The organism is Psychrobacter urativorans, from assembly GCF_904846675.1.
In the GTDB taxonomy this organism is placed as follows: Bacteria; Pseudomonadota; Gammaproteobacteria; order Pseudomonadales; family Moraxellaceae; genus Psychrobacter; species Psychrobacter urativorans_B.
On sequence record NZ_CAJHBT010000005.1, the window covers coordinates 17,647 to 33,861 of the forward strand.

Sequence of the window (16,215 nt, forward strand, 5' to 3'; positions counted from 1 at the left end):
ACAGCTGCACCGTGCTGATAATTGAGCATTTATTGCTATATCGATGGTTTAACGTTGATATTAGGGGCAGACAAATCCCAGATATAGTATTTACCTTCTTCAATGAGCTTAATTTGCTGACGAATAATACTGTTGTCAGGTACTTTCTGCTCAAGACGACGCAGACGATCTAGAGCTTCGTTACGACGGTCGCTCAACAAGTCCGACTGTGCCAAACTCTGTTCCGCTTCGGTATAACCAAGAGCCACTGCACGGTCTAGATATTTTTTACCTTCTTTAAAACCGCCCCCTTCTGATAGCATCAAGCCATATAGAAAGTTCGCTTCACCGCTCTTTGGATCATTTTTAATAGCACGATCTATATATTGACCGCCGCGTATCGCAAAGTCAGATCCTAAATCTAGGTTACGGCCCATACCGTTAATCTTGGCTGCACGTAGCAAGACATCAAATGAAGCATCGGGCGCACGCGCATAAGGGTCGATCCAATCTGCGAACGTCTTAATTTTTTCGCGGGTATAATAACGTTGTGTGCGGTTAGGGAAATTTGGTGGATAATGGCGTGCGTTAGGGGACACGTTTTCAATAAAGTCATCGAGTAAGCTGACATCCAATTGTTCAGTGCCACGCTGTTTTTGCGCGATTAGTACGGTTGGCACAAAGCTTATGTCTGAGACCCGTGCTTGTGGAATAGGGCTACCCGGCAGTTGACCACGGCTGACATTGGTTCCAGCGCTGTTGTTTGCCGTACTATTTGTTGGTCTGGTGCTGCTGACTGCCTTGTTGCTAATAGGAGTAGGTGGATAAACGCGAGGCGCTTCCATTGAAGCTGAAAACGCTGTGGTTGTGGCTATCGGTATTCCTGATATGAACTCAACCGGTTGGCTTACGTTATTAACTGGATCGACAGTGCTGGCTGTATCACTAGCGGTACTGTCACTAGTGGTGCTATCAGATGTTGCACGGCGGATAACGCGTTTGCTAGAGTCAATCGCATTTGGTGCGGTACTAGTAGTAACAGCGGTTGCCGTGTCAGTCGCGGCTATAGCAGGCGCAGATAGCATCATAGTACAGGCTGCTGCTAAGGCGGTTAGCGTCGCAAACTTAGGCGATTTCTTAGGGTGGTTAGGCTGGCTCATAGCATTCATAAAAATAGTTACCTTGGTTAATAAAGAAGGGTTAATGAGTATGTCGTCTGATAAAGAAGAAATAGATTTAACAATCGTATATATTTTCGTTACCCTAGCAAACTGACCTTAATGCTCTCAATTGTTAAACAGTAATAGGATTGTTAAAAGTAGCTTAGCCAAGCATTATAAATGGTTCAGCCACATGAATTATAAATGGTTCAGCCACATGAATTATAAATGGTTCAGCCACATGAATTATAAATGGTAAGCGGTGGCTTTCATGCGATTGGCCATCCAGCGCATAGTATGGCGAACAGGCGGGGACAATGCTGCGCCGCCATTTGCGAGTGCTAACTCACGGTGATGTAACTCTTCAATATCCATTTGCGCCAGTATTTCTCGTGAGCGCGTATCTTGCGGCGGCAGCTGTCCGATATGGTCTTGTAAATGCTCGCTAACCTGCGCTTCGGTCTCAGCGACAAACCCCAAGCTAAACTCGTTAGAAACTGCCCCTGCTACTGCCCCAAGGCCAAATGACATGCCATACCATAGCGGCGTAAATATGCTTGGATGACTTCCCAACTCGTCTAAACGGGTTTCACACCAAACTAAATGATCCACTTCTTCCTGCGCTGATTGTTGCATGGCTTGCTTAACGTCATTGTCTTTGGCGCTAAACGCTTGACCATGATACAACCCTTGTGCACAGACCTCGCCTGTATGGTTAATACGCATCAGCCCCGCTACATGGCGCGCCTCGGTAATGCTCAGTTCAGGAATCTTATCGTTACTGACCGGAAGGGGGCGCGTGCTAGGGTTTGAGTGGTGCACAACCGCCCGCAGCGCCTTATCAACGCCAAGTAATAAGTGATCAACTTTGGATAAGGAAGGCAGTGCCATAGTTAGCTCCTGATGGTAGTGTTCATAACGGCTTTATTTATGATGAATAAAAAGTCATATTTTATAATATAACCTTGATACTGTTAGCTTAAATCTATTAATAGCCATTACTATAGCAAACAATCCTAATTATCGGCATGAAAATTGTCAGCTTACTGATATTTATCTGTCACACGTGTAACTGTCTATCTATTTAGCGCCCTTTACCGTAGAACTGGTGGCTTCTTATTATTAACTTGTTTTATTAATTTGGTTTTATAAAATTAGTCTTGTGGACTCGCCACGTTATCATGTGTTTGTACGACTGCATTTTTTAGATATTTATTGAGCTTCATATATAAAAATAAACCAAAAACAATGTTGATTAAACCGGTGACTAAAAATAACTGCGGCAGCGTCATGCTCAAGCTATTTAATAGTACAATCGCAAAAATGGCCGAGCTGACCATAAAGATGGCGTTAAATATATTATTCGCACCGACGATGCGTGCGCGGTGACTTTTGGGTGCATACGCCTGCATCGAAGCGTATAGGGGCACAATATATAAGCCGCCACTAAAACCTAAGAAGAATAAGTCAGCAAATACGCGCCAGCTACCCGTTATATTGAATAAATCGCTGATACCTAATAGGGAATTGGTATCAACACTATTAAAATTAATATTCAATCCCGATAAAGAAAAGTATAAATCAATGGCAAAAACACTTAAACCGGCAATCCCAAAAGGTAATAAGCGCAAACTAACCTGATTTTTGGTTAAGCTTTTACACAGTAATGAGCCAATAGAAACGCCAACTGAGAATAAAGTCAGCAGAAAAATAACCACCGATTCATCACCGTGTAAAATGACCTTACTAAATTCCGGCGTTTGAGTCAAAAACGTCGCGCCATAAAACCAAAACCAGCTATTACCCAAAATCACAAAGAATAAAAATGGCAATGAATATAAATAGCGCACCGTCGCCAAGCTGGTCGTAATAATATTCCAGTTGATGGTTAGATTGGGCTGCATCGCTGGCATACTGGGAATAGAGCGTGCTGCCACATAACCCAATACTGCCACTATCAACACAACCGCGCTCACCCAATATAATGGTTGCAGCAGCTGCGTTAACACGCCAGCTATAATCATACCCAGCAAAATCGCTAGCGACGTACCCATTTGAAACAACGCATTGGCACCGACCAGCTCATCTTCTTTCATCGCTTGCGGCAAATAAGCATATTTAATAGGCCCAAAAAAGGTAGATTGTGTACCCATTAAAAATAAGGCCACAAACAAGAGCGCATACCACTCAAATACAAAGCCCACCGCTGCAATTACCATGATTCCTAGTTCTAGCAGTTTAACAAGGTGGGTTAGCTTCGACTTTTCAAACTTATCAGCAATTTGTCCTGCTAATGCCGAGAATAAGAAATAGGGCAAAATAAACAGCATCGCCGCCAAGTTATTCAAAATACTAACTTCTACCCCCAACTGACTGGCAGCGGTGTAGGTCAACACTAATATTAGCGCTTGCTTAAAAATATTGTCGTTGAACGCACCCAAAAACTGGGTAAAAAACATAGCGCTAAAACGGCGACGCTTGAATAACTGAAACTGGTTTGCCATAAGGGCTCCTATAGGCGGGCAGTATCGAAGGGGGTAGACGAATTAAATATATAAAGCAAAGCTAGTAAGTAGCATTATTATTAAGTACTGTTATTATCAATTGCTAGTAATTATTGTGAATATTATCAAAAACTTATCTGAATTTAAGATAGGTTTTTCAGATATTAGGCCGTATAATAGCAAGGCCTTGCGAGAAATACATGCGCTAGATGCTATGATTTAATAATTAACTCAGTTATGATTTGTAATTTTTACATCTCTGTATTAACCCCATGCCATAAGTTATTCACCGGTAAATTTTGATCCTATTAGTTAATAGTAGATTCAATACTATTGTTTTTGACGATATAAGTTTGAATGACAGGTTTTATAACGTTATTTATAAACGCTATTGTTGGTATCATTGTGCCGCGTGAGGTGATAGGAAATAAGTAATCATGAGCCGTCAGCCTTTAAGTCGAGCACGCAAGTCACTATATTTGCTGCGCGTATCCCAACCCAGTCAAGATGCAATGCTCAGCGAGTGCACTCAGTATGATTATACTCATTCGCGCACACGTTTTGCCCGCACGGCGTTATTTAGTGCGCTTACTAGTAGCTTAGTTGGCTTTGGCGTTGCCCCTGCGATGGCGGCTGAGGCCAATAATCTTACAAACAGCAAGGGTAGCAATAACAGTACTAGCAACAGCTCAGTAATGGCAGACGCTGATACCCAGCTTGATGCGGCTTTAGATGCGCTACGGCTTAAAAAAGCGGTGCAACAAGGTATCGTGGATCAGTCAGTATTAAATGATTATAACGAGCAAACTTTAGGTGGCAATTCTAAGAACAGTTCTAAAGGTCAGTCTAAAAATCAATCTAAGAATAACTCTAACGATAATTTGCAGCAACAAGCGGAAAGCGTACAGCAGCAGAGCTATCAGATGATGACCCCAGAGCAAATCGAACGTGAGCTTGCGGCTATTAATAATGTGAACAATCAAGGCAACAACAATAATAGCAATAGCGCTTTTGATGGGCCAGTTGCTACGCTAGATGGGCGGGCGTCGCCTATCGGATTAGATGTCAGCTTAGATACTGCCAATCTGCCAGCACCGACTAACCTTGACACCCTCGGATTCGATGAAAGTGTCGCCGAGCGCACTGAAAGTGCCGAAATTATGGCGCGTCCGATCAATGTGAGCGATGCGGTCAGTAGCGGGCGTGTTGATGTGGACGTCGATATCAATCAGCAATCGGATCCTACAAAAATATTAGCAGAGCAACAGAGTAAACCGGCACCTAATAATGATAATCCTAACAAACCGGCCGACGCTCTGAATCCCGAAGATTACCTGCCAGATTATGAAGCAGAAACTGACAAGCAAGCGGTCACTGAAAGTGTGGAGCAAGTCTCTAAATCTAAACCTCGGGCACGTAATAGCAGTAACTTCATTAAGCGGGTTTATAATCGCTTGTTTAATAGAGGTTACATGGCCTTACCGCATATCAAAACCACTGTTTACTTACAGCAAAACCCTGCTGACAGCGATATTAGTACCGTTAATGCGCCACCAAAATTGATCAAAGCTGACGACGATATCCAGCCTATTAATAATATTAAAGCCGCGCTTGATGACATTACGGTGCAATCTGCTGCTGACTTTACTGCCGCTTTACCGCGCTTACGTCAAACGGCCCTTGAGGCCGCCCGCGCCGTTGGCTACTATGATATTACCTTACGTCTACGTCAACCCAGCAGCGATACGATTGATGTCATTATCGAAAAGTTAGGCGAGCCGGTACGCGTTGAGAGCCGCATTGTTGATATTCGCGGCGAAGGGATTGAGCAGCCTGAATATAAAGCGCTTGAGAAAAGCCTATTACCGCAAGAAGGTGAGATATTTAATCACCGCGTCTATAAAGACAGTAAAGCGGCACTCGAATCCTTGAGTAACACGTACGGTTATTTTGATCAATATTGGCTTAATAAGTCAGTTGATATCATCTTGCCGGACAATACTGCTGACGTATCGCTGGTTTATAATACAGGCGATCGCTATGAGTTCGATGATGTGGTGTTTTTTACTTATGATGCAGAGTCGGGTACGCTGACCCAAAACCCTGACAAACTGCCGGTTGAGCTGTCATTATTACGCCAGTTATTCAACTTCAAAGAAGGCGACCCATTTTATCGCCCTGACATTGCCAAATTTAGTAATGATTTATCCGCAACCCGCTATTTCAATACTGTCAACGTTGAGACCATTGTTCCACCCGATGAGCTTAGCGAAACCAGCACCTTAGCATTTGATAATGCGCCAAGCACTGATGACCCTAGCGCTATAGACAGTGATGTGAATAGTGACGGTTCGCGTGATGCCTCGAATACAGACGATATTAGCAGCGCCAATACAAATAATGGTAATACGGACAGCAATACCCGTACTGCTAATAGCGTTGATGGTGACACTAATACTGATAACGACGATACTGAAGACAGCGCCAATAACAGTGCTGATGACCAGATTGAGGCCAATAGGGCCGCTAATGTTGATGAAGAAGATATCGCGCCCATTGAGTTTGAAGTGGATGAAGAAACTCACGACAAGCTCCTCGCTATTAAACAAAAAGCGGATCGCTTAAGCCGTTTGCCAACCGATCGCGTACTGGACGAAAAAACAAGTGCCACCGACAGTATTTTAGGTAAAATCAGTGACTCTATTAGTAAAGTGGCCAAAAAAGTATTTCCTGATGAAGATATATTAATCTCTGATGAGAACTTCGTCCCACCAACGCTTGAAGGGCGTAAAACCCCAGAGCAAGTGCAAGCCCGCAAAAAAATACCGCTTTATGTGTTCGTTTCCGCCGATAAGCCGCGTGATGCTCAAGTAGGTATCGGTTATGGTACCGATACCGGTGTGCGGGCGACCACGAAGGTTGATTATAATTTGATCAATCGTAAAGGTTATCAAGCAGGGGCAGAGCTTGCAGTATCACGAATTAATAAAAATGCCACTGTTTATGCTAGCAGACCGTGGAAGCATCCGCTCAATGATAAGTTAGAAGCACGTCTGACCTATGAAGAAGAAATCATCGATCAAGGTGAAGGTAACTTTGATTTATCGACCAAAACTTTAAAGGCCGCATTGGCGCGCAATATTCATCGTGAAAATGGCTGGGATCGCAGTTATGTTGTCCGCTACCGCTTAGATGAGCTGGAGACGGGTGTCGATGATGCCGATTTAGAGGATTTACCGGTTCGCTTTATCTCATCTAAGCCGAAACAAAAAGCACTATTATTTGGCTATGGACTGAGTAAAACCACCGTTGATAATGTGGCCAATCCGACTCGCGGTTATCGCCAATATTATGGTGTTGAAGCCGGCGCAGATAAAGCGCTTAGTGATACTGACATGGCGATTGCTCGTGCGGGTATTAGCGGTATTTATAGCTTCGGTGAGGGTGATAAGCATCAAGTGATTGGTAGTCTCAACGGCGGCTATATATGGGCCGATGACTTCAATGAAGTGCCCTATAAATTACGCTTCTTTGCGGGCGGTGACCAAAGTATTCGTGGCTACGATTATAATAGTCTGTCGCCGATAGAAAAAGGCTATCTAACTGGCGGGCAAATACTCGCCGTTGGTAGCGCTGAATACAACTATGAGTTTAAACCAGGTTTCCGCGGTGCATTATTTAGCGATGTCGGTAATGCTTACGATAAAGACTTCAAAGCTGATACTAAGGTTGGCGTCGGCGTTGGTATTCGCTGGGCATCACCCGTTGGCGTCGTGCGTGTCGATGTTGCAGCTGGCGTGACAGAAGATAGTATTCCAGTTAGACTGCACTTCTTTATTGGCTCGCCTTTATAAACGACTAATAAATAAGTAACTGCTAAGCTTAATAGTCTGTAACGACAGCCATATACTGTGCATGAGTGTTATGAAGAGCTATCATTAAAAACTATTAGCCCCATTCATTATGTGCTATTAATAGTGGGCTGATGCCGAACCCTTTTAACCCAGTTGAGTGCCATATTGAACAATCAGATCCCGCCTCCTAACGAACCACCGGTTGAAGATCCAGCACAAAGAGATGCCCGTGCGGTACGCCGCTGGTATCCGCTGCCTTTTGTGCTCAAGTTATTGGTACTGATTGTTATCTTGCTGGTTATTATGTTCGCGGCATTTTATTATATTGCTGGTACTGACTCGGGCACTAAATTCATATTAGAAAAAATCAGTGATGAGGCCGGTATTGAGTTTAAATATGGTAGCGGCAATCTGCGTGATGGTATTTGGGTGACAGATATCGATATTGAGGCGACTGATGAGCTAGAGATATTAGTCGATAAGGCTTATGTCAAAATTGGCTGGCGTGCAGTTTTTGCAAAAGAAGTGCATCTGCGTGATGCAGATATTCAACGTATTGAGATTATCAATAAAAAACCACCGACTGGTGAGCCCTTCGACTATAAAACCTTACAGCTGCCGTTAAATCTGCGCTTTGATAATGCAAAAATAAAAACCATCGTTTATAAGCAAGTCACTAAAGAGCCGATGGTCATTCATGATATCACCGTCCGTGATTTAACTTGGGTGGGTACTAAGGTTACTATTGGACGTGGCAACTTGCATTATGGAGATATCGTCAAAATCAGCGCCTTAAAAGGCAATATTGACTTGCAAGGCGATTATGCACTCGATTTGACCGCGATTGCTGAAGTTAGTGCCTTAGAAAAAGCCTACGTCGATCCACTTGATATCACGGCAACGGGTAGTTTAAAACGAACAGTCGGTAAGATTCGCAGCCGTTATAATGAAGGCGATGTGCGCGGTGAAGTTGTGGTTCAAGGCTTGGATGAAGGTGCACCATTCCAAGCCAAACTGCAATGGGATGATATTCTAATCCCTTATGCCGATGCGCAAAATATCCATCTTAAAAGTGGTTTGGTAACTGCTGATGGTGTCCTCTCAGAAATTCGTCTACGTATCAATACTGAGCTGACTGCCAAAGACATTCCATCAGGACATTACCAAGGCCGCGCAGTGATTGCTGATAGTCAGTTGCGTGTTGACCGTCTTAATGCCAACGTTCCTGCTGGCCGTTTATTGCTGCAAGGTATTTTAGATTGGAAAAGCAGCTTCGATGCCAAAGTATTGGCGACGGGCAGTAACTTTGATATTCGTAAAGCCATTCCTAACGATTATGCTGACTATAAAGCCTATGCCCCGCAAAGGCTCAATGGCAAGCTATCTGTACATTATCAACAAAAAAATACCACAGGTAATTTACAGCTCAATGCTGACTTGCGCCAGCGTGACGGCGAGCATGTTAATGCCAAAATTATACGTGGCAAAAAGCCAGTAAAATCTAAGCAAAAAGCACCTTGGTATGTTGATGCCACTTGGCAAAATATAGTGCGTAAGCAATTACCTAATATCGGTAATGTCGATAGTCCGCGCGGACAGGCCAACGTCATAGTCCGTGGTTCACGTTTATCTGTCGATGCCAACGCCTTGATTAACGAGCTCAATGTTGCGCCTAAAGGCAACTATGACGTAAAAGTACGCAAAGCGGGCAACGTCATTGATATCAACCGCCTTAATTATAAAGGTATCGTGGGCGACTTAACTGGTAGCGGACAGGTCCAGCTCGCCACTAAAAAGCGTCCGCTGACGTGGCAGCTTGATGCGCGAACCAAAGGCTTATTACCTAAACAATATCGTAGTAATTTGCCACTAGAGCGTATTGCTGGTCGTCTCAGTGCACGTGGGCGCATGCTTAATATCAGCAAAAACCGTGTCAAAGGTCAGCGCCACATTATCACCTTTAATAATGCTAATTTGCAGGCGCAGCTTGATGCCTCGCAAGACAGTCGTGCTATTGGTGTTACTGGTAGTGGTGATGCTAGCGTGGATATCATCGGTGGTGAACTGTCGGTATTTGATGCGCGCTTTGATGGCAATATTGATACAAAAGATGTGCCCAAAGGTCGCCTCTCGATTGATGCGGCAGGTACGCCGAAGCTTATTAGTATTCGTAAATTAAATTATGCTGGCGAGGCGGGTGCAGTGAAGGCTAAAGGCGTCGTTGATTTGCGCCAAGACATCGGCTGGACCGTTGCAGGGCGCTTTGATAATTTTAATTTAGGATACTTCCTACCCAACAATCCGGCTATTCTAACTGGTGATCTTAATACCACTGGACAGTGGCAACCTGCACCTAGAAACAGTCCGAATGCTAAAGGTAAGTTAAAGCGCTTCGCCGTTGATTTTGAAGGTGTACTGGATGCGGAACAGTTGCCAGCTGGCAACTTGACCATTGATGCCAGCGGTGATGATCAGTTAATTCGTATTAAGCGTTTCCGCCATGTGGGCGCAGCGGGTAGTATTGATGCCAAAGGGACGGTCGATGTGCGTCAAGGGGTCGCTTGGGATATTAGCGCAGTTATGGACCGCTTTAACCTCGGCTACTTCCTAAAAGACACCCCAAGTGTCATTACTGGCTCATTAAATACTGACGGTCGCTGGACGAAAACCCAGCAAACCATCAATCTTAAACAAATCAATCTAAGCGGTATATTAAAAGGTGAGTCACTCAGTGCCAAAGGTAGCTTAGCCGCTAAACTACATTTGCCAGAAGACTTAGCAAGTTACTTCCAGCACCTTCAAGACCAAGATGCCAAAGGGCAATATAAGCAAGTTAATGCCTTAATCGAAAGCTTAAATGCCGATAATCTGGTGCTGCGTTGGGGCGATAATTATCTGACTGCTAATGGCAATGCCAAACAGCTCCAAGCTAAAATCAACATTACTAGCCTTGACCAGCTGTCAGATAAGCTGAGTGGTAAAGTGACGGGTGGTGCCACTTTGTCGCAACCAGCAGGACAAGCGTTACCGACTATCTATATTGATCTAATCGGTGAGCGCATTGCTCTACCGGGATTCATTCTGCGCCAAGGTCGGATTCACGGCAAACTGGTTAATCTTGCCAATAGCCCAAGCCAGCTAATTATCAGCGCTGAAGGCTTGGATGCGGCAGGACAAACCTTTAAAAACGTCAATGCTACCTTTAATGGGACGGAACAGGCACATATAGTGGACCTTGAGGTTGCCAATGAAGAGTTGGATATCTCGGCAAGGCTTAAAGGTGGCTTTAATCGTCAAAATCTTAGTTGGTCAGGTGCGATTGGTAAGGGTCGAGTGCAATCTAAATATGCCACTTTGAATCAATTGCAACCGGCACAATTAATCGTCGACTTGCCACAAAATCAGCAAGGCAAATCAGGTGATTTAAAAGTACAACTGGCGGCCCATTGTTGGCAAGCTGAAGATCAGACTGGCAAGCTGTGCCTACGTGAAAACCTCGTTGCCTCAGCGGCGGGTGGACAAGTTAATTTGGCAGTACAAAAGCTAGATACCTCACTATTTTCGGTCTTCTTACCGAGTGATATTGATTGGCATGGCAAAATTGATGGTAGAGCGATTGTAGGCTGGCAACGTGGTAAGCCGCCAACTATTAATACTACCTTGTACTCCGATAACGGTAAAATCGGTCTGATTCAAGACGGTGATGCCGAGTCGGTCACCTTACCGTATAAGCGGGTGTCGCTCATCGCGCTGTCCATCCCTGAAGGGCTAAAGCTACGTATGGATATCAATACTGGTGGCGGAGCGCGTGGTTATGCAGAAGTCATCGTCGACCCTTATAAAACCCCGAAACCGATTTCAGGAGCTCTGGTGCTCAATGAGCTGAACTTAGCGATATTTAAACCTTTCTTCCCCGGTATGCGGGTACTTGAAGGCAATATCACTATGGCAGGCGGCTTAGGTGGCACGCTTGATAAGCCACAGTTTTATGGTGATGTGAGGTTGGCTAATGGTCGCGTTGCGATGTTGGATTTACCAGTGAACCTAACCAAAGTGAATGCCGATGCCAAGATTCGTGGTACTGAAGCAATTATTGATGGTAAGTTTAATAGTGGTACTGGTACCGGAACGCTGACGGGTACAGTGAACTGGCAACAAAAGCTACAAGCCAAGCTTAGCATCGTCGGTGAGCGTTTAGTATTGACCCAGCCGCCACTATTATTAGCGGAAGTTAACCCCGATATCGACATCATCGTACGCCCAGGCGACCGTTACGTTAATATCGAAGGCGCAATTAGTGTGCCATCAGCGACCATTCGTCCACCTGAAGCCAGTGATGATATCATCACCCAAACTGAAGATGCTGTGGTGCTCGACAGACGCCTGATTGGTAATATTGATGACGTATTGGCAATATCCAAACCGTGGTCTATCAATGCCGATATCGGTATTGACTTAGGTGATGATATTAACTTTCGTGGCTTTGGTGCGGTGATTCCACTTGCCGGCGCGTTGAATATTAATCAGCGTGGACAAGGAGTAATGCGTGCTAAAGGCGTGGTCCAGGTATCACGTCGTACCAATGTTAATATTTTTGGTCAAAGTCTAGAGCTGAATTATGGGCAAGTGCGCTTTAATGGCGATGTGATGAAGCCTAATCTGAGTATTGAAGCGGTAAAAACTATTGATGGCAAAACAGTGGGTTTACGGGTCAAAGGCAGTACTGAAAATCCCAACATTGTGGTCTTCAACAATGCAGGACTTACGCAGCAGCAAGCGATGAATGCCTTGGTTACCGGTCGTATAAATAATAGCAGCACTACCCAAATCAGTGAACAAGGCTTTAAGTCTGAGGTAACCAATAACTTAGCTGCAGCTGGTCTAAGCTTTGGTTTGAGTGGTACTCGTAGTTTGACCAACCAAATTGGACAAGCGCTGGGTCTACAAAGCCTAACAGTTGATGCGTCGGGCAATAGTGAGGATACCAATGTTAACGTTACCGGTTATGTGACTCCTGATTTATATATTCGCTACGGCGTCGGCGTCTTTAATGCCCAAAACAGCTTATCTATTCGTTATCAGCTGACTCGCCGTATTTATGTCGAGGCAACGTCAGCTGCAGAAAATGCCGTGGATGTGGTTTATAGCTGGCAGTTTTAAAAGGGCAGTCGTTTTAGCTAACAAAAAATTATCCAACAAAAAACGCCTTAATATTAAGGCGTTTTTTATTTATTATTACTATGCAAAGACTTATATTAGCGAGCTATTTGGTCAAAATTAAGCGGTTATTACGGGTCAAGCGTAAGCGATATTCTTCGCCTTCATGCTCAATGCGTACCTCTTTAGTTAGCGCAAATAAATGTTGTGATTGCAGCGTAGGAAGACGATTTTCACGGCAGTTCAAATAACGGGAGATGACCATGGTTATAATTATTTCCTTTTGGCGGGCTGGGTGTTGATTTATAGTAAATAGCGATTAGCGTAATAAAAATATACTGAATAAGTTAATTTACGATAATGATTATCATTTACATGAGATGTTTTTGCAAGCGATTATTGAAATCAAACTTAGTTTTTGTGTCAGTTTATGTAATATAAGAATTAATATTTATCCCAAAGTCATCACTAATTAACTTCGAATCGATGTCAAGATTTAGTGTCTGTCTCACTAATTAGTCACTTTCTCTTGAAATAAGAAATATCAACATCACAGTATTTTTATCGAATATCCTTACACCTCATAGCGTAGGAAATAGCAATGTCTACAGAATTAACAGAACTAAACCAATCTAACATTCCTACGATTAATGTGGCAGTGGCTGTCATCTATTATCAAGAGCAGTATTTACTGGGATTTCGTAATCAGACGCAGCATCAAGGCAATCGCTATGAGTTTGTAGGTGGCAAGATAGACCCTAATGAGAGCGCTACAGTGGCGTTAATACGAGAAGTGAGTGAGGAGACTGGTATTGATATCAGTGTCAATGCCAGTAGTAATGTCAGTAGTGAGGCAAATAATCATATGGTCGTCAAGCTTGGGCGACTGCATCATGATTATGGCGATAAGCAAGTGTGCTTACAGGTATACAAGGTAGAGCTAACCGCGCAGCAGTTTACACAGTATCAGCACTGCCGTTATGGTCTTGAAGGGCAAGCATTAGCATGGGTGCCTAAAGATCAATTGCTAGCAGGTAATTATCCGTTACCTGCTGCCAATCAGACTATTTTGGCATGGTTACAGCTACCAGCCCAGTTAGTGATTAGCTATCCACTGGCGCATTTTAGCGAACAACCGAACGCTAGCGAGGCATGGTTAAATTATCATCAGCAGCACCTGCCAAAAGATGCGTGGGTCTATGTGCGCACAAAGGCTGAACATTCAGCAGAGATTGCGGCGCAGTTGCTGGAGTTACGTCCTGATATTCATAGTATATTGCCTAATAATATGGCTAGCCAGATTTTAGCAACGAATAAGCAAGCCGGTCAGCCAATAAAAGCCAGTCACCTAACGCATACTGAATTACTGCAGTGGTTTGACTACTCTAGAGATGCGCTCAAATGCAGCCAGCAAGATTATCAATACTCATGCTATCTATCCTCAAACCGACCGCTAATAATCAGCTGTCATGATGCAGATAGTATTACCGTTGCCAACCAACTTGCTGCTATACGCTTAGAGAAAAAACAATCGCCCGTTATTGGAATATTTTTATCCCCAGTATTAGCGACTCAAACCCATCCTGATGACGCGCCATTAGGATGGGAGGTATGGTCATCATTAGCACAATTGGCTGATATGCCAGTTATCGCATTAGGCGGTCTGTCACCGGCACAAGGTAAGCAAGCGACGCAGTACGGTGCCACCAGTATTGCGGGTATTCGGCAGTTTTTATAGAGTAATAAATTAAGCGGTTAGCACTGTGTCTAGATTAAGGTGAAACCTTGAGCTATTACGCTAAAAAATAAATCGAAACTATCGGGTTAGAAAACAATGAGGCAATATAACGCTTCTGTATAAGTAACTGTTTTTCATAAACTTTGTATGAGCGTTACACTGTATTTGATGTGGCGAATAACGACAGTATTGCTTACAAACCGTTGCGTTTTCCTACATTGCTACACTGTTTTAAGAGAGCTGATGGCCTTATTATAAATATAAATTAGAATCATTAAAATACATTATTTAATAAAAATTTTAATCTACACAAACATCCATGGAATTACTATGAAAGCCAATAAGTTACCTCAGTCATTATGGAATGACGAACAGGCAACCGGTTCTCAGTCGCAGCCAGTTAATCAGTCGAATACTCCTTATCTAACCCGCGATAAAACGCAACAGACCGGCTGCGCAAGTAATGACAAAAACTATGTCAGTGAAGATTTACATCATCCTGCAGAACATCTGTATTTAAGAGATACCCATGCTGCATACAATAGTCTGGAATGTAGTGTTATCAAGACGAAAGAGTCAGCTATGAATATAGAAGGTCCACATACAAGCAATTCCAATATCAATAATGGTTACAAAAAAGCTATTACCGAGATAAAGTCGACTCCAGTTGATGAACAGATACAGAAAGATCAAGAGGGCTTTCTACAAGACCAATCAAAGCCCTATGAATTAAAGTTATATAAGACAAAAGCACCTAAAAATAAGTCAGATAACAATCAGAATATCTCATTGGCTACAACCCATGATAACGCCACTAAAATTCCAGAGCGAGTATTTATGAATGGGCTAGTTAAACATACGGCGATTGCATTAGCCATTATCATACCGTTAGCTGCCTTTTCTGCTTATGCCGATGCTGCCCCGCAAGTATTACCAGCTAATACTACGCCTGCTCAAGCCAACCTTAATAAAACTGCAGCGCTAGCAGTAGAGCCGGCAGCAATTATTCACAAACCAGCAAATACGCCAACTACCGTCGATAATGTCAACTTGAAGCGATATGCAGGTAAGTGGTATGAGATAGGTCGTTTACCGATGTATTTTCAACGTAATTGTGCGCGTGATGTGACCGCCACTTACACGGGGAAAAGTGATGGCTCAGGAATTACAGTACTCAATCAATGTGTTGGTGCAGACGGCGTTGGTATTAAAGCTGAAGGGCTTGCAAAACCTGCTGATAACACCGGCAGTAAGCTAAAAGTCTCTTTTTTGCCGTCATGGATTCGTTGGTTGCCAGTAGGACATGCTGATTATTGGGTGCTGGCACGTGATGGTGATTATCAAACTGCTTTGGTAGGGACGCCCAATAAAGATTATCTGTGGTTACTGGCGCGCTCGCCCAATATCAGCCAGAAAACCTATGCAAAGTATCGCCAAATTGCTCAGCAACAAGGCTACAACCTAAAAGAGTTTACGCTGACACCACAAACCAATCAGACTGTTAATCTAGTACCTTGATTCTAGCACCTTGATTTAGTGTTTTGAATTACTCTAATACTCGGATTAATATGATATTTGATAGGGTATTATATAGATGATTGCCAGTTAATAGGATTTAGCAAATGATAAAAGACAGCTCATGGGGCTGTTTCATTGTTTAGTGGTTATTAACAACAGCATCAATAGTCAATCGTAAGATTATCAACGGAAGTAGCAATAAAGGCACTTGTAACTGGTATCACCAGTAGTAATAACGGTTATCACTGGCAAAATGGGTCGTTTTGAGCTAAAATCTAGACGATTTAATCGTAACAACGGCAACG

The 16,215-nt window shown here is 43.5% G+C and carries 8 protein-coding genes; 4 read left to right on the top strand and 4 right to left on the bottom strand.

Going from position 1 to position 16,215, the window contains the following annotated elements; all coding sequences use genetic code 11:
• Positions 1–35 precede the first annotated feature (35 nt).
• The 3 genes from JMY06_RS03955 to JMY06_RS03965 form a co-directional block, all read right to left on the bottom strand.
• Positions 36–1,148, bottom strand: a complete 1,113-nt coding sequence (locus JMY06_RS03955) for a tetratricopeptide repeat protein (RefSeq protein ID WP_201616361.1) — start codon at positions 1,146–1,148, stop codon at positions 36–38.
• A 237-nt stretch (positions 1,149–1,385) separates the two neighbouring features.
• Positions 1,386–2,030 carry a 2-polyprenyl-3-methyl-6-methoxy-1,4-benzoquinone monooxygenase gene (gene coq7, locus JMY06_RS03960; protein WP_227672154.1) on the bottom strand — a complete coding sequence of 215 codons (645 nt, stop codon included), beginning with the start codon at positions 2,028–2,030 and terminating at the stop codon, positions 1,386–1,388.
• Positions 2,031–2,293: 263 nt separating this feature from the next.
• Complete coding sequence (locus tag JMY06_RS03965) at positions 2,294–3,643, bottom strand: MFS transporter (protein ID WP_201616363.1); 1,350 nt, start codon at positions 3,641–3,643, stop codon at positions 2,294–2,296.
• Positions 3,644–4,080: 437 nt separating this feature from the next.
• On the opposite strand from JMY06_RS03965, the gene JMY06_RS03970 reads away from it, so the two are divergent.
• Entirely contained in the window at positions 4,081–7,497 is a 3,417-nt protein-coding gene (locus tag JMY06_RS03970; RefSeq protein ID WP_201616370.1) for an autotransporter assembly complex protein TamA, read from the top strand.
• 162 nt (positions 7,498–7,659) lie between these two features.
• Complete coding sequence (locus JMY06_RS03975; RefSeq protein WP_201616519.1) at positions 7,660–12,657, top strand: translocation/assembly module TamB domain-containing protein; 4,998 nt, start codon at positions 7,660–7,662, stop codon at positions 12,655–12,657.
• Between the two features lie 103 nt (positions 12,658–12,760).
• On the opposite strand, the gene hemP is transcribed toward JMY06_RS03975, so the two are convergent.
• Complete coding sequence (gene hemP / locus JMY06_RS03980; RefSeq protein WP_227672156.1) at positions 12,761–12,919, bottom strand: hemin uptake protein HemP; 159 nt, start codon at positions 12,917–12,919, stop codon at positions 12,761–12,763.
• Positions 12,920–13,255: 336 nt separating this feature from the next.
• Between hemP and JMY06_RS03985 the strand changes: the two genes are divergently transcribed.
• A complete protein-coding gene (locus JMY06_RS03985) occupies positions 13,256–14,392 on the top strand; it encodes an NUDIX domain-containing protein (RefSeq protein WP_201616373.1) in 1,137 nt (378 codons plus the stop codon).
• Positions 14,393–14,722: 330 nt separating this feature from the next.
• The gene (locus tag JMY06_RS03990; protein ID WP_201616375.1) at positions 14,723–15,910 is read left to right on the top strand and encodes a lipocalin family protein; all 1,188 of its coding nucleotides are present in this window, start codon (positions 14,723–14,725) and stop codon (positions 15,908–15,910) included.
• Positions 15,911–16,215 lie beyond the last annotated feature (305 nt).